The sequence below is a fragment of the Streptomyces camelliae genome (genome assembly GCF_027625935.1).
GTDB classification, from domain to species: domain Bacteria; phylum Actinomycetota; class Actinomycetes; order Streptomycetales; family Streptomycetaceae; genus Streptomyces; species Streptomyces camelliae.
Genome location: NZ_CP115300.1, coordinates 5,899,534 through 5,920,780 on the forward strand (window position 1 = coordinate 5,899,534; position 21,247 = coordinate 5,920,780).

The following is a 21,247-nucleotide window of genomic DNA, read 5'->3' on the forward strand; positions in this document are numbered from 1 at the left end:
CAACCCCGGCCGGGGTCGGTTCCGGCCACTCCGGTGTCCCAGTTCATGGACATCGGGCTCCCGGCGGGCGGCCGTACGGCCATCATGGGGGCCATGCCCGCAGTCGAGATCCCCGGTTCCAAGTCCATCACCGCCCGCGCCCTCTTCCTCGCGGCCGCCGCCGACGGTGTCAGCACCCTGGTACGGCCCCTGCGGTCCGACGACACCGAGGGCTTCGCGGAGGGCCTGACCCGGCTCGGCTACCGGGTGGGCCGCACCCCGGACACCTGGCAGGTGGACGGCCGCCCGCAGGGCCCGGCGCACGCCGAGGCCGATGTCTACTGCCGCGACGGCGCCACCACCGCCCGCTTCCTGCCGACCCTGGCCGCCGCCGGCCACGGCACCTACCGCTTCGACGCCTCCCCGCAGATGCGCCGCCGCCCCCTCGGCCCGCTCACCCGCGCCCTGCGCGACCTGGGCGTCGACCTGCGGCACGAGGAGACCGAGGGCCACCACCCGCTCACCGTCCGGGCGGCCGGGGTCGAGGGTGGCGAGGTGGTGCTGGACGCCGGCCTCTCCTCCCAGTACCTGACCGCCCTCCTCCTGCTGGGCCCGCTCACCCGCACCGGCCTCAGGATCCGGGTGACCGAGCTGGTCTCGGCGCCGTACGTGGAGATCACGCTCGCGATGATGCGGGCGTTCGGGGTGGAGGTCGTCCGGGACGGCGACGTGTACGACGTCCCGCCGGGCGGCTACCGGGCCACCACCTACGCCGTCGAGCCGGACGCCTCCACCGCGAGCTACTTCTTCGCCGCGGCCGCCGTCACCCCGGGCCGCGAGGTGACCGTCCCGGGCCTCGGCACGGGCGCGCTCCAGGGCGACCTGCGCTTCGTGGAGGTGCTGCGCCGGATGGGCGCCGAGGTGGAGATCGGGGCGGACCGGACGACCGTACGCGGCACGGGAGTTCTGCGCGGACTCTCCGTCAACATGCGGGACATCTCCGACACCATGCCGACCCTGGCCGCGATCGCCCCGTTCGCCGACGGACCCGTGCGCATCGAGGACGTGGCCAACACCCGGGTGAAGGAGTGCGACCGTCTGGAGGCCTGCGCGGACAACCTCCGGCGGCTCGGCGTGACGGCGACGACCGGCCCGGACTGGATCGAGATCCAGCCGGGCAGCCCGCTGCGGGACGTCGAGATCAAGACCTACGGCGACCACCGCATCGTCATGTCCTTCGCCGTGACCGCCCTGCGCACACCTGGCGTCACGTACGACGACCCCGGTTGCGTACGCAAGACCTTCCCGGGGTTCCACGAGGCGTTCGCACAGCTCGGCTGACCTACGCCGCCTCGTCGAGCAACCTCAGCAGATGCTGCCGTCCCCCGCCCAGCAACTCGGGAAGCGGCGCTGCCGACTCGTACCACCGCTTCTCGTACTCCCAGCACAGCCACCCGTCCCAGCCGTTCCGGCACAGGACGTCCACGCACTCGGTGAGCGGAAGCACCCCCGCCCCGAGCGGCAGCGGGGTCGTGTCCTCGGCCGAGGCGATGTCCTTGACCTGTACGTATCCCAGGTGTGGAGCGAGTGCGGCGTAGGTCTCCGCGGGCTGTTCGCCGCCCAGCCAGGTGTGCATCACGTCCCACAGTGCGCCGACGTGGCCGTGTCCGACCGGCCCCAGGACACGGATCGCGGCGGCTCCGGTGCGGTGGGAGTCATGGGTCTCCAGCAGGACGCGTACCCCGAGCGCGGCGGCGTCCTCGGCGACGGTGCCGAGCCGCCGGGCGGCGGCCGCGTCGGACTCGGCGGCGGGCAGGGCCGGGTCGGCGCCGGGGAAGACCCGGATGAAGGGAGCGCCCATGTCATGGGCGAGATGGAGGAGTTGGCGGATCTCGTCGACGACCGGGGCGTCCTCGCCGGGCGCCGCGACGCGCGCATACCCGGCAATGCCCAGGACTTCGACCCCGGCCGCCTTGAACTCGGCGGCGACATCCGCCCGCCCCGCCGCCGAGAGGCCCGGATGCACCGGCTCCTCCGGATGCGCGCGCAGTTCGACACCGTGGTAACCGTGCGCGGTCGCGAGCGCCAGTACGTCCGGCACCGGCAGACCGGGAACCCCGAGGGTGGAGAAGGCTAGCTTCATGGTCACGGACCCTACTCGTCACTCACCCGATCGGTGCAGATCCAGGCGCCAGTCCTGGCCGATCAGGTCCTTGCCGAAGGAGCGGTGCGGTTTCTCCGCGGTGAGCACGAAACCGTGCCGCTGGTAGATGCGCCGGGCGGCACCGAGCACGTCGTTCGTCCACAGCACCAGGTCCCGGTAGCCGACCCCGCGCGCGAAGTCCACGACCGCGCCGACCAGCCGGTCCCCGAGGCCGTGCCCCCGTGCCTCCGGCTCGACCAGCAGCAGCCGCAGCCGTGCGGTGCCGGGCGCGTCGTCCCGTACGCACATCACGCATCCGGCGGGCCGCCCCGCCAGCTCCGCGATCCACACCCGCTCCAGATGGGGATCGTGGTCCTCGGCGAAGTCGGCCACGATCCGGGCGACCAGTCCCTCGTAGTCGGCGTTCCAGCCGTACTCGGCGGCGTACAGCGCGGCATTGCGCTGCACGATCCACCCCAGGTCACCGGGCCGGGGCTCACGCAGCGCGACCCCGGCGGAACCCTGCGGGGCCGGGCTGCCGAGGAATGTACGGAGCGTTTCCCGGGCCCGCTCGGCGAGCAGCCCGGCGGCGGCCCGTCCGCGCGCGGTGAGTGCCACGCGTGTCCCGGCGGGGACCCGCTCGACCAGTCCGGCCGCCACGAGGGAGTCGAGTGTCCGGCTCACGTGTGCGGCGTCCAGCCCGAGTCGGGTCCGCAGCCCGGCCTCGTCGCTGTCCGTGGTGTGCGCGAGTTCGTACAGCAACCGGCACTCGGCGATGGTCTGGACGGTCATGGCTGGACCCCGATGGTTTCCTGCGGCGATGGTTTCCTGCGGCACCGATGGTTGAAATCTTGAACTACCTTGACTTCTCTTGCAGTTATCTTCTCCCGCCGCGGTCTGCTTTTGACTTCCACGCCCTCTCATCGTAGGTTTAAACACGAACGTCACTTATGTCCGTTTAGCACCGGAAGTGACGGATCCGCCGCAGATCGCCTTTGCGGGCGGCGGACCCCCCGCTCGGAGCTGCGCGCAGGCTCTGGAGCGCCAGGAGAGCGGCCCCGATCGCGGCCGCCGGAAGAAAAAATCCCACCCTCGGAGAGGGGCACACCATGCGCGCGCACACCACCCGTATCAAGAGAGTGGCCATCGCTGTCTGCTCGGCCCCCATCCTGGCACTCGCGGCCGGGGCCGGAGTCGCCAGCGCCGCCACGACCGCAGCTCCGACCGCGGCTGTCCAGCACGACGGCGGCGGATGGGGCTGGGGAGACGAAGGCGGCTGGGGCTGGGGAGACCACGGCGGCTGGGGTTGGGGAGACCACGGCGGCTGGGGCTGGGGCGACGAAGGCGGCTGGGGCTGGGGCGACGGCTGGGGCTGGGGCGGTGACGGAGGCTGCGACTGACCCCCAGTTGTGACGTGACACCCCCTGACGGAAACGAAGGGTGGATCCGGGTGCCCGGCCCACGGGCACCCGGATCCATATGCCCTCCGCACAGGGAATCCCCGTAGGGGTGAAGGCAGTGGTGAAGGCGGTGACCGGATGAGGATCGTCTGCGTGGGCGGAGGCCCGGCCGGGCTGTACTTCTCGATCTCGGCGAAGCTCAGGGACGCCGGGCACGAGATCACGGTGATCGAACGCGACCCGCCCGAGGCCACCTACGGCTGGGGCGTCGTGTACTGGAATGACCTGCTGGACATCCTGCACGGCAACGACCCCGAGAGCGCACGGGCGGTGAGCGCCGGCTCCGTGCTCTGGGAGGGGCAGGAGATCCAGCTGCACGGCAGCCGGCACGACGGTACGGCGTACTTCGGGGGCTACGGCTACAGCATGGGCCGCGCCTCCCTCCTGGACGCGCTGACCCGGCGCGCCCGGTCGCTCGGTGTGGACGTACGGCACGGGGAGTATCTGGCCGACCCTGCCGAGCTGCCCGAGGCCGACCTGATCGTGGCCGCCGACGGCGCGAGCAGCCGGATCCGGCAGAGCCGCGCCGAGCACTTCGGCACCAAGATCGAGACCGGCCGCAACCCCTACATCTGGCTCGGCACGGACCGGCAGTTCGACAGCTTCGTGTTCTGCTTCGAGGAGACCGAGGCCGGCTGGGTCTGGTTCCACGCCTACCCGTCGATCCGCGGGATCAGCACCTGCATCGTGGAGTGCTCCCCACGGACCTGGCAGGGCCTGGGCCTCGACTCGATGGAGACCGAGGAGGCCGTACCCCTGCTGGAGAAGATCTTCCACCGGGCCCTGGACGGCCACTCCCTCATCAGCCGGTCCCGCGGTGCCCCGGCGAAATGGCAGCGCTTCACCCACATCAGCAACGAGACCTGGTTCGACGACACCGACGGCAGGCTCGTCGTCCTGACCGGCGACGCCGCCCACACCACCCACTTCACCCTGGGCTCCGGCACCCGGCTCGCGATGATCGACGCGATCGTGCTGGCCCACAGCCTGGCCCACCACGCGGATCCCCGCGCGGCCCTGCGCGCCTACGACCAGCACCGCCGCGAGGAACTCCACCCCGTCCAGGCCGGCGCCCGCTCCAGCATGGCCTGGTTCGAGCAGCTCGACGACTACCTGGACCGCGACCCGGTCTCCTTCGCCTACGCCATGTCGGTCCGCACCGGCAAACAATCCCCCTGGCGCTACCAGGTCCACCTGGCCACCCAGATCCCGCCCGTACGCAAGGCCCGCCTGGCCTACGACAGGGGCCGCCGCTGGTACCGCGACAGGAGGAGGGGCGAGGCACCGCTGCCGCTGCTGGGGCGGTCACTTCACAAGTGACGGTGAGGGAGCGTGGGGAGGGTCGCGGGGAGGACGGCTCGCTTCTCGGCCGACCGGTGAACGGATCCCGGGCGGGTCACCTCTCGGCCGGCCGAGTCGGGTGACGGGTGGGCACAGGACGGGGATCCGGTGGCGGAGCCCCCAGGTGGGCCGCTCAGGCCCGGGGCACCCCCGAAGACCCCCGCACCATCAACTCCCCGCGAACCGTCGCGATCCCGCCGGGGGGCGGCTCCTCCCGCCCCATCGCGATCCGCCCGGCCCGCGCCCCCGCCTCCGCCAACGGCAACCGCACCGTCGTGAGCGAAGGCACCGCATCCACGCTGAACGGCAGATCGTCGAACCCGGCGACAGAGACATCGTCCGGAATCCGCAGCCCCGACTCGCGCAGCGCCGCACACGCCCCCAGCGCGACGGAGTCGTTCGCCGCGACGATCCCCGTCAGCCCGGGATCCCGCCGCAGCAACTCCAGCGTGGCCTCGTACCCGGACCGGCGGTCGTAGCGGCCGTACACCGTCCAGCGCGGATCCTCCTCTATCCCCGCCGTGGCCAGCGCCGCGCGGTGTCCCTCCAGCCGATGCCGTGTCGTCGTCCGCTCCTCCGGCCCCGCGATGTACCCGAGCCGCCGGTGACCGAGCCCGAGCAGATGCTCGGTCAGCCGGTGCGCGCCCCCGCGGTTGTCGAAGGTGAGCGCCACGGCATCGGTGCCGGGCACCGGCGGCCGCCCGCACAGCACCACCCGCGTCCCGGCCTCCGCCAGCTTGCGCAGCTTCGCCGAGACCGCCGCCGCGTGCGGCACGTTCTCCATCGCGCCGCCGGTCAGCACCACGGCCGCCGCACGCTGCCGCTGGAGCAGCGTCAGATACGTCAGCTCCCGCTCGGGCGACCCCCCGGTGTTGCAGACGACGGCCAGCCGCTCACCGCCCGCTCGGCCGCCGGGTCCGCCGATCTCGGCCTGGATCGCGGACGCCATGATCCCGAAGAAGGGGTCCGCGATGTCGTTCACCAGGATCCCGACCAGGTCGGACGTGGCGGCAGCCAGCGCGCTCGCGGGACCGTTGAGGACGTAGTCCAGCTCGTCCACCGCCCGCAGCACCCGTTCGCGCGTGGAGGCGGCCACCGGGTAGTTGCCGTTCAGTACGCGCGACACCGTCGCGGGGGAGACCTGGGCGCGGGCCGCCACATCCGCCAGGGTCACCGTCATGTCGTCGTCCTCCGGTCGCGCTTCGTGTCGTACGCCCTCGTAGACAGCCGGGCACTGCTCCTGGTTCCGAGCAGATCGCCAGCAGATCTTCCAGCAGACCTTAAAGCCATGGACCCCGGTTGTTCGCCCCCTCGAACAACTCGAAGGGGCAACGGTCTTGTACAGACCACTGTTCAGAGGCTAGCTTCTCAAGTGATAGAAAGCGCTTGCTGTACCCGTATATGAGGGGACTGACGTGACACGCAAGACGGTGCGTATCGCCATGAACGGCGTGACCGGGCGCATGGGCTACCGCCAGCACCTCGTCCGGTCGATCCTCGCCCTGCGCGAGCAGGGCGGCCTCGACCTCGGCGACGGCACCGTGCTGTGGCCGGAGCCGATCCTGCTCGGCCGCCGCGAACACGCGCTCCAGGAGATCGCCGAGCGCCACGGCCTGGAGCACATCTCGACGGATCTGGACGCGGTGCTGGCCGATCCTTCCGTGGACATCTACTTCGACTCCCAGGTCACCTCGGCCCGCGAGGAGTCGATCAAGAAGGCGATCGCGGCCGGAAAGCACATCTACACCGAGAAGCCCACCGCCACCGGACTGGAGGGCGCCCTCGACCTCGCCCGCCTCGCCCACGACAAGGGCATCAAGCACGGCGTCGTCCAGGACAAGATCTTCCTGCCGGGCCTGCTGAAGCTGAAGCGGCTCATCGACGGCGGCTTCTTCGGCCGGATCCTGTCCGTCCGGGGCGAGTTCGGCTACTGGGTCTTCGAGGGCGACTGGCAGCCGGCCCAGCGCCCCTCCTGGAACTACCGCGCCGAGGACGGCGGCGGCATCGTCGTCGACATGTTCCCGCACTGGGAGTACGTCCTGCACGAGCTGTTCGGCCGCGTGACCTCCGTCCAGGCCCTCGCCACCACCCACATCCCGCAGCGCTGGGACGAGAACGGCAAGCCCTACGACGCGACGGCTGACGACGCGGCGTACGGCATCTTCGAACTTGACGGCGGCGCCATCGCCCAGATCAACTCCTCCTGGGCGGTCCGGGTCAACCGCGACGAGCTGGTGGAGTTCCAGGTCGACGGCACGGAGGGCTCGGCGGTCGCGGGCCTGCGCAACTGCCGCGTCCAGCACCGTTCCGCGACCCCCAAGCCGGTGTGGAACCCCGACATCCCCGCCACCGAGGTCTTCCGCGACCAGTGGCAGGAAGTGCCGGACAACGGCGACTTCGACAACGGCTTCAAGGCACAGTGGGAGCTGTTCCTCAAGCACGTCTACGCCGACGCGCCGTACCACTGGGACCTGCTCGCCGGCGCCCGCGGTGTGCAGCTCGCCGAACTGGGCCTGAAGTCCTCCGCCGAGGGCCGCCGCCTCGACGTACCGGAGATCTCGCTGTGACCATCCAACTCCCGTCGGCGGACGGCACGTTGCGGACGTACGAGCCGCGCACCGAACCCCTCCTGTTCTCGGCAGGCACCCCCTTCAGCTCCCGTACGGTCTTCTCGGCGGCCCACGTCGTCGCGGACCCTTACGCGGACACGACCCCCGACTCGCCCGCGGCCGTCGACTGGGACGCCACCCTCGCCTTCCGCCGCCACCTGTGGTCCCACGGGCTCGGTGTCGCCGAGGCGATGGACACCGCCCAGCGCGGCATGGGCCTGGACTGGGCGGGCGCGGCCGAGCTGATCCGCCGCAGCTCGGCGGAGGCGCGTTCGGTCGGCGGTCGCATCGCCTGCGGGGTCGGCACCGACCAGATCACCGGCGGCACACTCGCCGACATCCGCGCGGCCTACGAGGAACAGCTGGCCGTGGTGGAGGAGTCCGGCGCCCAGGCGATCCTGATGGCGTCGCGCGCCCTGGCCGCCGTGGCCGCGGGCCCCGAGGACTACCTGGAGATCTACGGCCACCTGCTGCGCCAGTCCGCCGAGCCGGTGATCCTGCACTGGCTGGGCCCGATGTTCGACCCGGCGCTGGAGGGCTACTGGGGCTCGGCCGACCTCGACGCGGCGACGGAGGTGTTCCTGGAGGTCATCGCCGCCCACCCGGACAAGGTGGACGGCATCAAGGTGTCGCTCCTGGACGCCCAGCGCGAGATCGACCTGCGCCGCCGCCTCCCGCAGGGCGTCCGCTGCTACACCGGCGACGACTTCAACTACCCCGAGCTGATCGCGGGCGACGACCAGGGCTTCAGCCACGCCCTGCTGGGCATCTTCGACCCGCTGGGCCCGCTGGCGGCGCAGGCGGTACGGGTCCTGGACACGGGCGACGTGACGGGCTTCCGAGCCCTGCTGGACCCGACGGTCGACCTCTCCCGCCATCTCTTCCAGACCCCGACCCGCTTCTACAAGACGGGCGTGGTCTTCCTGGCCTGGCTCGCGGGCCACCAGTCGCACTTCACGATGGTCGGCGGCCTCCAGTCGGCCCGCTCCCTGCCGCACCTGGCCCGCGCCTACGAACTCGCCGACGGCCTGGGCCTGTTCCCGGACCCGAAGCTGGCGGAGGAGCGGATGAAGAACCTGCTGTCGCTGTACGGGGTGGACCGATGACCGATCTCTCGCGGTTCAGCATCAACCAGATGACGGTGAAGCAGCTGTCCCTGCCGGAACTGGCCGATGTCTGCGGCCAGTTGGGCGTGAGCCAGGTGGGCCTGTGGCGCGAACCGGTCCAGGCGTACGGCGTGGAGGCGACGGCCAAACTCATCCGTGAGGCAGGCCTGACGGTGACGACCCTGTGCCGGGGCGGCTTCTTCACGGCGATCGACCCGGAGGCCCGCGCGGCGGCGCTGGCCGACAACCGGCGCGCCATCGAGGAGGCGGCGACCCTCGGCACCGACACCCTGGTCCTGGTCTCCGGCGGCCTCCCCGCCGGCAGCAAGGACCTGCGGGCGGCCCGCGAACGCATCGCCGACGCCCTGGCCGAACTCGGGCCGTACGCCGAGCAGCACGGCGTCCGCCTGGCCATCGAGCCCCTGCACCCCATGTACGCCTCGGACCGCTGCGTGGTCTCCACCCTGGCCCAGGCCCTGGACATCGCCGAGCGCTTCCCGGCGCACCAGGTCGGGGTGGCGGTGGACACGTACCACATCTGGTGGGACGACCAGGCCCCGGCCCAGATCGCACGGGCGGGCGCGAGCGGCCGCATCCACACCTTCCAGCTCGCCGACTGGACCACCCCGTTGCCCGAGGGCGTCCTCAACGGCCGCGGCCAGATCGGCGACGGCGCGATCGACATGCGGGAGTGGAAGGGGTACGTGGAGGCAGCCGGCTACACGGGCCCGATCGAGGTCGAACTCTTCAACGACGAGCTGTGGGCGCGGGACGGGCGGGAGGTGCTGGCGGAGACGGCGGAGCGGTTCGTGGAGCACATGGCGGACTGAAGGATCCGCGGCCTGCCCGCTTCCCGCGCTGACGGGCAGGCCACGGCCCTAAGATCGGCTGCGACACCCGAATGAACGGACGCCGACGCCCATGTACGTCAGCCGGATCATCGTGAAGGACATCAAGTCCTTTTACGGCCCCCGCGCAGTTGACCTCACCCTGACCCGCCCCGACGGCAGTCACGCCGGGTGGACGGTGCTCGCCGGGCGCAACGGCTCGGGCAAGACGACGCTGCTGCGGGCCATGGCGCTGGCGCTCAGTGGGCCGGGGGTGGCCCGCAGCCTGGTGCCGGTGTTCGAGAACTGGGTGACCGAACAGAGCACGGCGGGTGAGGTCGAGGTCGAGATCAGCCGGGACGCGCAGCACGACCGGTTCTCGCAGGGCCGCCCGCCCGCCGGTGCCTTCTGGGCCGGGCTTCGCTGGAAGACGCCCCGCGACGGCTCGGCAGGCAGGGTTCCGATCCGCCGGGGCGTCCTGTCCGGGCTCGACGAGATCAAGTACACCAAGGCGCAGACGAGCATCGCCCGCCGTGGTCCGTGGGCGGACAATCCCGCCGGCTGGTTCTCCGCAGCCTACGGGCCGTTCCGGCGGATGGCCGGTGGCTCGGGCGAGGTGCAACGGCTGATGCTGGCGTCAGGGCCTGTGGCCAGGCACACGAGCCTCTTCCACGAGGACGCCTCACTCGCCGAGGGGGTTACCTGGCTGATCGAGCAGCATCTGCGTGCGCTGGAAGGCAGAGGGGGCGCCCGGGGACTGAAGACGTTCGCACTGGCGCTGCTCGGAGACGGACTGCTGCCGGACGGGCACCGGATCGACGACGTCGACTCCGAGGGTTTGTGGGTCGAGCGGCACGACAGCCGCTTCCCACTGCGGGAGATGAGCGACGGGTTCCGTACGGTGGCGGCGCTTGTCGTCGACATCCTCAAGCAGCTGCACGACGTGTTCGGCGACGACCTGTGGGAGTCCGGTCCCTGGGAGGCCAGAGGCAAGTCGATCGCGCTGATGACGCCCGGGGTCGTCATCATCGACGAGATCGACGCCCATCTGCACGTCTCCTGGCAGCGCCGGATCGGCCCCTGGCTGACCGCCCACTTCCCCCGCATCCAGTTCATCGTCACCACCCACAGCCCCTACATCTGCCAGGCCGCGGATCCAGGCGGCCTGATCCGGCTGCCGGGCGTGGACGAGGCGCGCCCGCCCGAGGTCATCGACCAGGATCTGTACGACCGAGTGGTGTACGGCAGCGGCGACGACGCGGTTCTCTCCGACCTCTTCGGTCTCGACACGCCCTACTCCGAGCGGGCCGAGCAGGTGAGGGCCGAGTTCGTGCAGTTGGAGGCGGAGATCTACGACGGGGCCTCGTCACGGGAGTCGCTCGCCCGCTACCGGGAACTCAAGGACCGGCTTGCCAGCTCGCCGTCGGCCCGTGTGGACGAGGTGAGCGCGCACCTCCGCCGGATCGGGGAGGAGATCACCGGGGGTCCGAAGGACGAAGAGGAGTGATCCGGCTTCGGCGTGCGGTTCTGTCTGCGGTCACGACGGAGCTGCTGAGGGGCTACACCGACGACATCCGGCAGCAGGCCACGGAGAAGCAGCGCAAGGACAGGGCGAAGCAACTCTGGGCGAATAGACGAAAGGTCCGCCCCGCACTCTTCGCGGGGCTTGCGGAGATGGCGCCCGGCCACGAACGCTGCATGTACTGCGGTGACGGACAAGGCACGGACATCGACCACTTCGAGCCGAAGAGCCTCGCTCCGCTGCGTACCTTCGACTGGCTCAACCATCTGCTGGCCTGCTCGTTCTGCAACAGCAACCAGAAACGGAACCTCTTCCCCACCGCGGCCGACGGCAGCCCGCTGCTCGTCGACCCGACGGCCGAGGACCCGTTGGACCACCTACGGCTGGTGCTCCCGCTCGGAACGTACCAGGGTCTGACCGACCGGGGGCGGGCCTGTATCGACGTGTTCGGCCTCAACAAAAGAGCGGTCCTGGTCAAGGGACGCACGGACGCCTATGCGACGGCCAGGCACTCAATCGAGCTGTGGCGCATGGCCATGGACAAGGGGCAACGTGACAAGGCGACGGAGATCGTCCGTGTCTCCTGGAACCGCCCCCTGGTCGATGTCCTGGTCGCCATGTTCCACCAGTCCGGCCATCCGGCGGCCGATGTCCTGTTCGCGGGGGAGGAGGAGGTCCTCGACCTCCTCCACGATGCCGAACTGCGGTCCGCGTTTCTGCACTTCCGGGGTGTCAGCTACTGAGACGCCCGTCCCGCACGGCCCCGCCGAACGCGGCCCAGCCGTCGGTCGAGAAGATGAGGGCAGGACCGGTGGTGCAGCGTTCAGATGACCGGCTGCTCGGGGCCGTCGAGGATTCGGCGGCGTTTTGTTCGGATGACGACGAACTCGTCAAGTTCCTCGGCCGTGTAGTTCGGTCGGCTGGACCACGCGGCCGAACTCCTCGCCGAACAGCGGCTCACCGGTGAGGAACTGCGCTATCTGGCCCGGCGGCTCAGCGAGTCCCTGGCGGATGTCAAGCGGATAGCGGAGAGCAGAGGCGCGCGCCTTGGCCGGGTGGACCACGATGCCGAGTTGCGGCGCGGATCAGGTCCCCGCAGGCTGGATCTGGCGAGCGGCCTCGATGACGTGAAGAGGTGATCGGGTTGCGGAAGACACTCGCCGTACTGACCGGAATCGCGCTGGCAGCCGGACTCACCAGTCCCGCATTCGGGACAGGCGCCGCCCCCTCGCCCACCGCGGCCACGGCGTCGGGGACGGCGGTCGTGGAATGGAACCGCGAGCTCATCACCATCCTCGGCGATCCGAAAGCGCAGCCCGCCACAATCCAGCCCACGCGCAGCTTCGCGCTCCTCCAGGCCGCCGAGTACGACGCGGTGGTGTCGATCAGCCGGGGCGGCCCCGCCTACCTGTTCTCGGTGTCGGCGCCGCGAGGCGCTCGTGCGGATGCCGCGGCGGACCAGGCGGCCCACGATGTGCTGGTCGCCCTGTACCCGGGCAAGCGCGCGGGCGTGGACCAGCGGCTGAGCAGCCAGCTGTCCACGATTCCGGGCGGCCCGGACAAGCAGGCGGGCACGGCTGTGGGAGCCGAGGTCGCCCGCAGGCTGATCAGCCTGCGGTCCGACGACGGGTCCTCGGCGACACCGCCGCCGTTCCACCCCGGCGACAAGGCCGGTGACTACCGGCCCACCCCTCCCGACCACCCGGCACCGGTGTTCACCGACTGGGGCTCGGTCAAGCCGTTCGTGCTGACCAGCGGACGCCAGTTCCGCCCGGCAGCACCGCCGGCCGTGAGCAGCGGCGCGTACGCCACCGCCTTGAACGAGGTCAAGGGCCTGGGCAGCAAGACCAGTACCACGCGCACCGCCGATCAGACCGCGGCCGCGAAGTTCTGGTCGGCGGCGCCCGTCTGGAACGTCTGGAACCAGATCGCGCAGAACCTGGTCACCTCCCAGAACACGAGCCTGGAGCAGGCGGTGAAGGTCTTCGCCCGGCTCGACCTCTCCCTCGCCGACACCACCATCGCGACGTACGACGCCAAGTACACCTACCGCGTGTGGCGGCCCGTGACCGCCATCCGGCTCGGCGGTACGCACTACAACCCGCGCATCGTCGGCGACCCCAACTGGACCCCCCTGCTGAAGACCGCCCCGGATCCGTCCTACCCCAGCGCTCACGCCGCCCTCAGCCAGGCGGCGGCAACGACGCTCGCCGGGTTCTACGGTGCGCGGCACCGGCTCACGGTGACGTCGAAGGGCATCACCCGCACCTTCGCCGGCTTCCAGGACGCCGCCACCGAAGCGTGGCTCAGCCGGATCTGGGCCGGCCAGCACACCTCTCTCGACAACCGCGCGGGACAGCAACTCGGCACGCAGGTGGCGGGCTTCGTGGCAGGCCGGCTCTGACCGTCGGCCCGGCGGTTGTTTAGCTACGGCCATGGAACTGCGTCAACTTCGCTACTTCGTGGCCGTCGCCGAGGAGCTGCACTTCGGGCGGGCCGCCGAACGGCTGCTGATCGTGCAGTCGGCCGTCAGCCAGCAGGTGCGGCGGCTGGAACGGGAGCTCGGCACCGACCTGTTCGACCGGTCACCGCGGCGGGTGCGGCTGACCGAGGCGGGGCAGCGGTTCCTGCCGGCGGCGCGCGAGGTGCTGGCGGCCGAGCAGCGGGCACGTGCGACGGTGGCCGACTACACCGCCGCCCGCGCCGACCGGTTGCGGGTGGGCACCAGCACCGGGATGGGGGACCGGCTGGATCAGGTGCTGGAGGTGCTCGCCGGGCAGGCTCCCGAGCTGCGGGTGGAGCTGGCCTCGGCCCCCACCGCCGTACGACTGGAGCAGGTGGCCCGTGGAGAGCTGGACGCCGCTTTCGTGCGCGGGGTGGAGGAGGGCCCCGACGGAGTCCGGCTCGTTCCGGTGTGGCAGGACCGGCTCCTGGTGGTCCTCGGCGCCCGGCACGTGCTGGCCCGGCAAGCCGAGCTGGAGCTGGCCGAGCTGGCCGCGCTGCCGCTGTATCTGACGGCACGGCGCAACAATCCGCCCCTGGTGGATCTCGTCGTGGGCGCGTGCCGTGACGCCGGCTTCGAGCCCGTACCCGGCCCGGCGCACAGCTCGCTGCAGGACACCCTCGCCGCCCTGGGAGCGGGCACTCCCGGCTGGAGCGTGGTGTACGCGTCCCACGCCGTCCAGCTGGCCACCGAGCGGGTCGCCTTTCTGCCGGTGCGGGAGGCCGGCGGGCACGGGACCCCCCTCGTCCTGCCGACCGCGCTCGCCGTGCGCCGCACCTCACCCCCGGCCCGCCTCGGGTCTCTCCTGGACGCCTGCCGTGCGGTCGGCGCGAGCGATCACGAATCGTGAACGCTGCGTGCGCGAGGTGGCCCTGGGTCGCGCGCCCCGGATCGAGTGAACTGGTGGTCGTACAAGGAACACGCAGGAACACCCAAGAACCCGCAGGAACACGCTCATCGATCTCGGGAGATGAACATGCCCATCGTCACCGTCCAGCAGGGCCCGCGCAGCACCGAGCTCAAGCGCGAACTGATCGCCCGCATCACGGACGCCTTCGTGGACGCCTACAAGATCCCCGCCGACACCGTCCAGGTGTGGATCAACGAGGTCCCGGCCGACAGCTGGGGCGCCGCCGGCACCCTCACCGCAGACAAGTAGCCGGACGAGTAGCCGAGAGGAACCGACGCCGCCATGACCACCGCCGAGCGCACCGAACGCCCCGATTCCGACGAGCCCAGGGACGTGGTGCTGCGCTACTTCGAGGCGCTCGCCGCCGGGGACCAGGAGACCATCTGGGACAGCTGGGCCGACGACGGCACCTGCTGGTACGGCGGTGACCTGCCCATCTCCGGCACCTGGCAGGGCCGGGACCAGGTCATCAACGGATTCCTGGCGACGGCCTTCGCCCACCTGGACCCCGACCGCGAGATCGGCCTGAAGGTCACCAACGTCTTCGGCGAGGGCGAGCAGGTGCTGGTCGAGTGGGACTCCTGGGCGACCGGCAGGACCGGCAGGCCCTACCACGAGCACAACATCGGCGTCTTCACCGTCCGCGCCGGAAAGATCGCCGGCATGCGCGAGTACGCCGACACCCAGCACTGGGAGCGCGCACTCGTCGCCCCGGACCCGGTCCGCTAGAAGAACACGCCGCTAGAAGAACACGCCGCTAGAAGAACACGCCGCTAGAAGAACACGCCGCTAGAAGAACACGCCGCTAGAAGAACACCCGCTAGAAGAACACCCCGCACCGCAACAGCACATTGGCGTACGGCCGCGCCTCCCCGGTGCGGACCACCAGCCGGGCGCCCGCCGAGAGTTCCTTCAGCCGCTCGTGCGGGACCAGCTCCAGGTCCTCGAAGTGGCCCTCCAGCAGCGCCCGGTTGGTCCCGCGCAGCTCCTGCGCGGCCGTGGCGCCCTCCACCACCAGCTCGGCCAGCACCCCGTCCAGCACCTCCGCGAACGACGGCACACCGGCCCGGAACGCCAGGTCCACCACCCGCGGCCCGGCCGGGATCGGCATACCGGCGTCACACACCAGCACCCCGTCCCCGTGCCCCAACTCGGCTATGGCACCGGCGAGATGACGATTGAGGATCCCCGCCTTCTTCACAGCGCGTCGACCTCCTCCGCCGTCGGGTACGACTCCTGCGCACCCCGCTTGGTCACAGCGGCGGCGCCGACGCGGGCCGCGTACTCCGCCGCCTCCGCCAGCGAGGCACCCGACCCCAGCTGCCGGCCCAGCGCGGCCGTGAAGGCGTCGCCCGCCCCCGTCGTGTCCACCGCGTCCACCTTCACCGACGGCACCCGCGTCACCCCGGAGGAGTCGCACACCAGCGCCCCCTCGGCGCCCAGGGTCACGACCACCGAGCGCGGCCCCTTGGCCAGCAGCAGCTTCGCCCAGTCCGCGGGCTCCTCGCTGACGCACGCGTCGCCGAGGACGACCCGGGCCTCGTGCTCGTTGACGATCAGCGGGTCGCAGGCCGCCAGCACCTCCGAGGACAGCGGCCGCGGCGGCGACGGGTTCAGCACGAAGCGGCTGTCCGGGGACAGGTTCCGTACGACCTCCACCACCGTCTCCAGCGGGATCTCCAGCTGCGCCGACACCACCCGGGAGGCGTGGAAGAGGCTGCCCGCCGCCCGGACGTCCGCCGGGGTGAGCCGGGCGTTGGCCCCGGGGGACACCACGATGCTGTTGTCCCCTTCAGGGTCGACGGTGATCAGCGCCACGCCCGTCGGCGCCCCGCCCACCAGCACGCCGACCGTGTCGACGCCCGCCGAGCGCAGCGAGTCGAGGAGCAGCCGGCCGTGGCTGTCGTCGCCGACCCGCGCCAGCAGGGCCGTAGCGGCACCGAGCCGGGCGGCGGCGACCGCCTGGTTGGCGCCCTTGCCGCCCGGGTGGACGGCGAGGTCACCGCCGAGCACGGTCTCTCCGGCGGCCGGCCGCCGCTCGACATCGATCACCAGGTCGGCGTTGGCCGACCCCACGACCAACAGGTCGTAGTCGTACATCAGTTGACTCCCCTTGATCCCCGTGACAATCCTGCGGGACGACCCGGGGCGGACGGCCGCCACCCGGAACACCCGAGGTGCCCATGGTGTACGACCGCCCGCCCGAGCCGTCCGTCATCAGCCGCTGAAACCGGCCACGTTGTCCTTCGTGACGACCTTCACCGGCACCTTCACCGTCGACTCGACCTTCTTGCCCTGCACGGCCTTCAGCGCGTTGTCGACGGCGATCCTTCCCAGCTGCGACGGCTGCTGGGCGACCGACGCGTACAGCGTGCCGTCCTTCACCGCCGTCAGCCCGTCCGGGGTGCCGTCGAAGCCGACGACCTGCACCGACGTGCCGGCCTTGGAGCCGAGCGCCTTGATCGCGCCGAGCGCCATCTCGTCGTTGGCGGCGATCACGCCCTGCACGTCAGGGTGGGCCTGGAGCAGGTTCGACATCACGTCGAGGCCCTTGGTGCGGTCGAAGTCGGCGGGCTGCTGGGCCACCACCTGGATACCGGGGTAGGCCTTCAGACCCTGGGCGAAGCCGGCCGCCCGCTCGCGGGCCGCCGACGTACCGGCCTGGCCCTGCAGGATCACGATCTTGCCCTTGCCGCCGAGCTTCTCGGCGATCGTCTTGGCCGCCAGCTCACCGCCGGCCACGTTGTCGGACGCCACCAGGGCATCGACGTCGGCCTTGTTGACACCCCGGTCGACGGCGATGACCGGGATCTTCGCCTTGTCGGCGGCCTTCACGGAGTTGCTCGCCGCGTCCGAGTCGACGGGGTTGACGATGATCGCACCCAGCCCCGAACTGGTGAAGTTCTGCAGCTGGTTGGCCTGCTGCGAGGCGTCGTTCTGGGCGTCGGTGACGGTCAGGTCCACGCCCAGCTTCTTCGCCTCGGCCTGGGCACCGGCCCGGATCTGCACGAAGAAGGGGTTGTTCAGGGTGGACAGCGACAGACCCATGCGCGGGGTGGCGGACGAGGACGAGCCGGTGTGCAGGAAGGAGGTCGCGCCGACGACCGCCACGGTGACGACGGCCGCGAGCGCGTACGTCGCCGCCTGCTTGCCCTTGCCGCCCGGAGCACCGCCGGTGGTCACCGGGGTCGCCCCGGCCTTGCGGCGCACGGTGTCCAGCAGCACCGCCAGCGCGATGACGACACCGATCACGACCTGCTGCCAGAACGCCGACACGGACAGCAGGTTGAGGCCGTTGCGGAGCACCGCCAGGATCAGCGCGCCGATGAGCGTGCCGGACGCCTTGCCGGTACCGCCCGCGAGCGAGGCACCGCCGATGACGACCGCCGCGATCGCGTCCAGCTCGTAGCCGGATGCGGCCTGCGGCTGCGCCGAGGACAGCCGGGAGGCCAGCACGATGCCGGCGACGGCCGCGAACAGCCCGGACAGGGCGTAGATCGCGAGCTTCTGCTTCGACACCCTCAGACCGGAGAGCCGGGCGGCCTCCTCGTTGCCGCCGATGGCGTACATCGAACGACCGATGTACGTCCGCGCGAGGACCACGGCCGCGACGAGCCCCATCACCACCATGACCAGCACGGGCACCGGCAGCCAGCCGCCGAGCGTGTCACCGAGGTGCGAGACCGAGTCCGGGAAGGCGATCGGCGAGCCCTGCGAGATCACGAGGGCCAGACCACGCCCCACGGACAGCATCGCCAGCGTCGCGATGAACGGCGGCAGCTTGCCGTAGGCGATGAGGAAACCGTTCACCAGCCCGGCCACGACACCCGTGCCGAGGCCGAGGAGGACGGCGACCGGCACCGGCACCCCGTGCTGCGTGGCCGTCCAGGCCAGCACGGTCGCCGACAGCGCGGCCACCGACCCGACCGACAGGTCGATGCCCGCCGAGACGATCACGAAGGTCACACCGAACGCGAGGATCGCCGTGACAGCGGCCTGCACACCGATGTTGAGCAGGTTGTCGGTGGTCAGGAAGTCCCCGGACAGCGCCGACAGGGCGATGACCAGGACGATCAGCGCGGTGAGCGCGCCGTTGTCGAGGAGCAGCCGGCGCAGGCCGCCGGGGCCTCCGGGGGCGCCAGTCGCGCCCTTCGTGCTCGTGAGCGTGTCAGTGGCCACGGCTGGCCTCCTTCTGGGTCTTCTCGGTGCTGGGGGTGGAGACGGCGAGGGACATGACGGCGTCCTGGGTGGCCTCGTCGGCGGTGAGCTCACCGGCGATCCGGCCCTGGGCCATGACCAGCACCCGGTCGCTCATGCCGAGCACCTCCGGCAGATCGCTGGAGATCATGAGCACGGCGGCCCCGGCGGCGGTCAGTTCATTGATCAGCTGGTAGATCTCGACCTTGGCGCCGACGTCGATGCCACGCGTCGGCTCGTCGAGGATCAGCACCTTGGTGTCGGCCAGCAGCCACTTGCCGATGACGACCTTCTGCTGGTTGCCGCCGGACAGGGTCCGCACAAGCTGCCCGAGGCCCGCCATCCGCACCCCCAGCTGCCCGGCGATGCGCTCGGCGGCCACGTGCTGGCTCTTACGGTCGACGAGCCCCGCCCGGGTGGCGGCCCGCATCGTGACGAGCCCGAGGTTCTCCTCGACGGAGGCGTCGAGCACGAGCCCCTGCCCCTTGCGGTCCTCGGGCACGAGCCCGATCCCGGCGGCCATGGCGGCGTTCACGTCATGCCGCCTGAGCCGCGTGCCGGAGACGGTGACGGCCCCGCCGTCGTACGGATCGGCCCCGAACACGGCCCGCACGACCTCGGTCCGCCCGGCTCCCACGAGCCCGGCGATCCCGACGACCTCCCCGGCGTGCACCTCGAAACTCACGTCGTGGAACACCCCGTCCCGGGTGAGCCCCTCGACGCTGAGCAAGGCCGAGCCCCGCTCGGGCCGCTGCCGCGGATACTGCTGCTCGATGGACCGCCCGACCATGAGCCGTACGAGCTCGTCCTCGGCCGTGGAGGCGGGCACCTGCCCGACACTGCGCCCGTCCCGGATGACGGTGACCCGATCCCCGAGGGCGGCGATCTCTTCGAGGTGATGGGTGATGAAGACGACCCCGACCCCGTTCTCGCGCAGCTGGCGCACGATGCCGAAGAGCTTCTCCACCTCCTCGGAGGTGAGCACGGCGGTCGGCTCGTCCATGATGAGCACGCGTGCGTCCAGGCTGAGCGCCTTGGCGATCTCGACCATCTGGAGCCGGGCGATACCGAGTTCACGCACACGCGCGCGTGGAGACACATGTACGCCCACACGCGCGAGCAGAGCCTCGGCGTCGGCCTCCATCCTCTTCCGGTCGATCATCCCGAAGCGCCGGGGCTGACGCCCGAGGAAGATGTTCTCGGCGACGGTGAGATCGGGAACGAGGTTGAACTCCTGGTAGATGGTGGCGATGCCGAGCCGCTCGGCATCCTGCGCACCATGGATCCGCACTTCCTGACCGTCGACGCGGATCCGACCGGCATCGGGCGTATACGCCCCGGAGAGCATCTTGATGAGCGTGCTCTTGCCGGCGCCGTTCTCACCGAGCAGCACATGGACCTCGCCCCGGCGCAGATCGAAGTCGACGCCGTCGAGCGCGACCACGCCGGGGAAGGTCTTGCGTATGCCCTCGATGCGCAGCAACTCGTCCGGGTTGCTCACGACGTGCTCCTTTGCACTGGGGAGGGGGACTCCACCGGGTCGGTGGCGGGGGTGGGCGGCTCACCGCACGAGCGGCGTACGACGAGCCGGGCGGGCAGGGTGACGGACCGGGGCGTCCGCCCTTCGATCCGGTCGACGAGGGCCCGTACGGCGGCCCGCCCGAGCTCACCGGTCGGCTGGGCGATCGCGGTGACGGGCGGATCGGTGTGCACGAACCAGGGGATGTCGTCGAACGCGGCCAGCGCGATGTCGTCCGGAACGCGCAGCCCACGCGCGCGTACGGCGTCCAGGGCGCCGAGTGCCATGAGGTTGTCGGCGGCGAAGACGACGTCCGGCGGCTCGGGAAGATCCAGGAACCCCTCGGTCGCCCGCCGCCCGCTCTCGGCCTGGAAGTCGCCCTGGCCTATGTAGGCGTCGGGAAGCTCAAGCCCGTACTCGGCCAGCGCGGCCCGGAAGGCCTCGACGCGCTCACTGCCGGTCGTGGTGGCGGCGGGCCCGGCGATGATCGCGAGCCGCCGGTGCCCGAGGGAGTGCAGATGCGCGACCAGATCCCGTACGGCGGCTCGCCCGTCAGCCCGTACGACAGGCACGTCGAAGCCCGGGATCCACCGGTCCACGAACACCATCGGCGTCCCGGCGCGGGCGGCGTCGAGCATGAGCGGTGACCCGCCGTCGGTGGGGGAGATGAGCAGCCCGTCGATCCGCCGGTCCAGCAGATTCCGCACGTGATGATCCTGGATCTCGGGCCGCTCGTCGGCGTTCCCGATGATCACGCTGTACCCGAGCGCCCTGGCCTCCTCCTCGACGGAGCGAGCCAGCTCGGTGAAGTAAGGGTTCAGTACGTCGCTGATGACGAGCCCGAGGGTGTGCGTCTGGTCGGTCCGCAGCGACCGGGCCACGGCGTTCGGCCGATACCCGAGCGCTTCGACGGCGGCCAGCACACGCGTGCGTGCGTCCGCACTGACCGACGGATGCGCATTCAGGACACGCGACACCGTGGCCACGGACACCCCGGCCGCGGCGGCGACATCCTTGATACTCGCCAACGCCGGCTCACCTCCTCGTGAGACTCCCTGGTGGAACGGACAGCGGTGTAACCGTCGAGTCGTGTAATCGATTCCATGCCGTGCCGTAGGAGGGATTGGAATC

General features: G+C 71.0%; 20 protein-coding genes. 12 read left to right on the forward strand and 8 right to left on the reverse strand.

Features of this window, described 5'->3' with window-relative positions:
- Positions 1 to 93 precede the first annotated feature (93 nt).
- Positions 94 to 1,320, forward strand: a complete 1,227-nt coding sequence (gene aroA / locus O1G22_RS27005; RefSeq protein WP_270083683.1) for a 3-phosphoshikimate 1-carboxyvinyltransferase — start codon at positions 94 to 96, stop codon at positions 1,318 to 1,320.
- A gap of 1 nt (position 1,321) precedes the next feature.
- Here aroA and O1G22_RS27010 read toward each other — a convergent pair whose 3' ends face one another.
- Both O1G22_RS27010 and O1G22_RS27015 read right to left on the reverse strand, forming a co-directional pair.
- The gene (locus O1G22_RS27010; RefSeq protein WP_270083684.1) at positions 1,322 to 2,122 is read right to left on the reverse strand and encodes a sugar phosphate isomerase/epimerase family protein; all 801 of its coding nucleotides are present in this window, start codon (positions 2,120 to 2,122) and stop codon (positions 1,322 to 1,324) included.
- Positions 2,123 to 2,140: 18 nt separating this feature from the next.
- Entirely contained in the window at positions 2,141 to 2,914 is a 774-nt protein-coding gene (locus O1G22_RS27015; protein WP_270083685.1) for a bifunctional helix-turn-helix transcriptional regulator/GNAT family N-acetyltransferase, read from the reverse strand.
- Between the two features lie 317 nt (positions 2,915 to 3,231).
- On the opposite strand from O1G22_RS27015, the gene O1G22_RS27020 reads away from it, so the two are divergent.
- Positions 3,232 to 3,522: a hypothetical protein gene (locus O1G22_RS27020; protein WP_270083686.1), complete on the forward strand. Its 291-nt coding sequence runs from the start codon at positions 3,232 to 3,234 to the stop codon at positions 3,520 to 3,522.
- Between the two features lie 138 nt (positions 3,523 to 3,660).
- Entirely contained in the window at positions 3,661 to 4,902 is a 1,242-nt protein-coding gene (locus tag O1G22_RS27025) for an FAD-dependent monooxygenase (protein ID WP_270083687.1), read from the forward strand.
- A 154-nt stretch (positions 4,903 to 5,056) separates the two neighbouring features.
- Here the strand turns inward: O1G22_RS27025 and O1G22_RS27030 are convergent, their stop codons facing one another.
- Complete coding sequence (locus tag O1G22_RS27030) at positions 5,057 to 6,103, reverse strand: LacI family DNA-binding transcriptional regulator (protein WP_270083688.1); 1,047 nt, start codon at positions 6,101 to 6,103, stop codon at positions 5,057 to 5,059.
- Between the two features lie 235 nt (positions 6,104 to 6,338).
- Between O1G22_RS27030 and O1G22_RS27035 the strand changes: the two genes are divergently transcribed.
- From O1G22_RS27035 to O1G22_RS27080, 9 genes are all read left to right on the forward strand, one after another.
- Positions 6,339 to 7,490, forward strand: a complete 1,152-nt coding sequence (locus O1G22_RS27035; protein WP_270083689.1) for a Gfo/Idh/MocA family protein — start codon at positions 6,339 to 6,341, stop codon at positions 7,488 to 7,490.
- The gene (locus O1G22_RS27040) at positions 7,487 to 8,638 is read left to right on the forward strand and encodes a dihydrodipicolinate synthase family protein (RefSeq protein WP_270083690.1); all 1,152 of its coding nucleotides are present in this window, start codon (positions 7,487 to 7,489) and stop codon (positions 8,636 to 8,638) included. The genes O1G22_RS27035 and O1G22_RS27040 overlap by 4 nt, the downstream gene beginning before the upstream one ends.
- Positions 8,635 to 9,468 (forward strand): sugar phosphate isomerase/epimerase family protein, encoded by an 834-nt coding sequence (locus O1G22_RS27045; RefSeq protein ID WP_270083691.1) that lies wholly within the window; start codon positions 8,635 to 8,637, stop codon positions 9,466 to 9,468. Before O1G22_RS27040 ends, O1G22_RS27045 begins: the two co-directional genes overlap by 4 nt.
- Positions 9,469 to 9,559: 91 nt before the next feature.
- Entirely contained in the window at positions 9,560 to 10,972 is a 1,413-nt protein-coding gene (locus O1G22_RS27050) for an AAA family ATPase (protein ID WP_270083692.1), read from the forward strand.
- A complete protein-coding gene (locus tag O1G22_RS27055) occupies positions 10,969 to 11,730 on the forward strand; it encodes an HNH endonuclease family protein (RefSeq protein ID WP_270083693.1) in 762 nt (253 codons plus the stop codon). Before O1G22_RS27050 ends, O1G22_RS27055 begins: the two co-directional genes overlap by 4 nt.
- Positions 11,731 to 12,131: 401 nt before the next feature.
- Positions 12,132 to 13,391, forward strand: coding sequence for a vanadium-dependent haloperoxidase (locus tag O1G22_RS27065; RefSeq protein ID WP_270083694.1), 1,260 nt, complete (start codon positions 12,132 to 12,134; stop codon positions 13,389 to 13,391).
- A 31-nt stretch (positions 13,392 to 13,422) separates the two neighbouring features.
- Positions 13,423 to 14,340 carry a LysR family transcriptional regulator gene (locus O1G22_RS27070; RefSeq protein WP_270083695.1) on the forward strand — a complete coding sequence of 306 codons (918 nt, stop codon included), beginning with the start codon at positions 13,423 to 13,425 and terminating at the stop codon, positions 14,338 to 14,340.
- 120 nt (positions 14,341 to 14,460) lie between these two features.
- Complete coding sequence (gene dmpI, locus O1G22_RS27075) at positions 14,461 to 14,649, forward strand: 4-oxalocrotonate tautomerase DmpI (protein ID WP_225096382.1); 189 nt, start codon at positions 14,461 to 14,463, stop codon at positions 14,647 to 14,649.
- Positions 14,650 to 14,682: 33 nt separating this feature from the next.
- Positions 14,683 to 15,129, forward strand: coding sequence for a nuclear transport factor 2 family protein (locus O1G22_RS27080; protein WP_270083696.1), 447 nt, complete (start codon positions 14,683 to 14,685; stop codon positions 15,127 to 15,129).
- 91 nt (positions 15,130 to 15,220) lie between these two features.
- Here the strand turns inward: O1G22_RS27080 and rbsD are convergent, their stop codons facing one another.
- The 5 genes from rbsD to O1G22_RS27105 all read right to left on the reverse strand — a co-directional run bounded on the left by rbsD (position 15,221) and on the right by O1G22_RS27105 (position 21,144).
- Positions 15,221 to 15,601 (reverse strand): D-ribose pyranase, encoded by a 381-nt coding sequence (gene rbsD / locus O1G22_RS27085; protein WP_270083697.1) that lies wholly within the window; start codon positions 15,599 to 15,601, stop codon positions 15,221 to 15,223.
- Positions 15,598 to 16,500, reverse strand: a complete 903-nt coding sequence (locus O1G22_RS27090; protein ID WP_270083698.1) for a ribokinase — start codon at positions 16,498 to 16,500, stop codon at positions 15,598 to 15,600. Before O1G22_RS27090 ends, rbsD begins: the two co-directional genes overlap by 4 nt.
- 117 nt (positions 16,501 to 16,617) lie before the next feature.
- A complete protein-coding gene (locus O1G22_RS27095; protein ID WP_270083699.1) occupies positions 16,618 to 18,579 on the reverse strand; it encodes an ABC transporter permease/substrate-binding protein in 1,962 nt (653 codons plus the stop codon).
- Positions 18,569 to 20,098 carry a sugar ABC transporter ATP-binding protein gene (locus O1G22_RS27100; protein ID WP_270083700.1) on the reverse strand — a complete coding sequence of 510 codons (1,530 nt, stop codon included), beginning with the start codon at positions 20,096 to 20,098 and terminating at the stop codon, positions 18,569 to 18,571. The genes O1G22_RS27095 and O1G22_RS27100 overlap by 11 nt, the downstream gene beginning before the upstream one ends.
- The gene (locus tag O1G22_RS27105; RefSeq protein ID WP_270083701.1) at positions 20,095 to 21,144 is read right to left on the reverse strand and encodes a LacI family DNA-binding transcriptional regulator; all 1,050 of its coding nucleotides are present in this window, start codon (positions 21,142 to 21,144) and stop codon (positions 20,095 to 20,097) included. The genes O1G22_RS27100 and O1G22_RS27105 overlap by 4 nt, the downstream gene beginning before the upstream one ends.
- Positions 21,145 to 21,247 lie beyond the last annotated feature (103 nt).

Coding starts and splice junctions, on each gene's coding strand:
- O1G22_RS27080 (WP_270083696.1), top strand. CDS start 14,683: ATGACCACCGCCGAGCGCACCGAACGCCCCGATTCCGACGAGCCCAGG.
- dmpI (WP_225096382.1), top strand. CDS start 14,461: ATGAACATGCCCATCGTCACCGTCCAGCAGGGCCCGCGCAGCACCGAG.
- O1G22_RS27010 (WP_270083684.1), bottom strand. CDS start 2,122: ATGAAGCTAGCCTTCTCCACCCTCGGGGTTCCCGGTCTGCCGGTGCCG.
- O1G22_RS27070 (WP_270083695.1), top strand. CDS start 13,423: ATGGAACTGCGTCAACTTCGCTACTTCGTGGCCGTCGCCGAGGAGCTG.
- aroA (WP_270083683.1), top strand. CDS start 94: ATGCCCGCAGTCGAGATCCCCGGTTCCAAGTCCATCACCGCCCGCGCC.
- O1G22_RS27045 (WP_270083691.1), top strand. CDS start 8,635: ATGACCGATCTCTCGCGGTTCAGCATCAACCAGATGACGGTGAAGCAG.
- O1G22_RS27030 (WP_270083688.1), bottom strand. CDS start 6,103: ATGACGGTGACCCTGGCGGATGTGGCGGCCCGCGCCCAGGTCTCCCCC.
- O1G22_RS27020 (WP_270083686.1), top strand. CDS start 3,232: ATGCGCGCGCACACCACCCGTATCAAGAGAGTGGCCATCGCTGTCTGC.
- O1G22_RS27090 (WP_270083698.1), bottom strand. CDS start 16,500: ATGTACGACTACGACCTGTTGGTCGTGGGGTCGGCCAACGCCGACCTG.
- O1G22_RS27025 (WP_270083687.1), top strand. CDS start 3,661: ATGAGGATCGTCTGCGTGGGCGGAGGCCCGGCCGGGCTGTACTTCTCG.
- O1G22_RS27050 (WP_270083692.1), top strand. CDS start 9,560: ATGTACGTCAGCCGGATCATCGTGAAGGACATCAAGTCCTTTTACGGC.
- O1G22_RS27015 (WP_270083685.1), bottom strand. CDS start 2,914: ATGACCGTCCAGACCATCGCCGAGTGCCGGTTGCTGTACGAACTCGCG.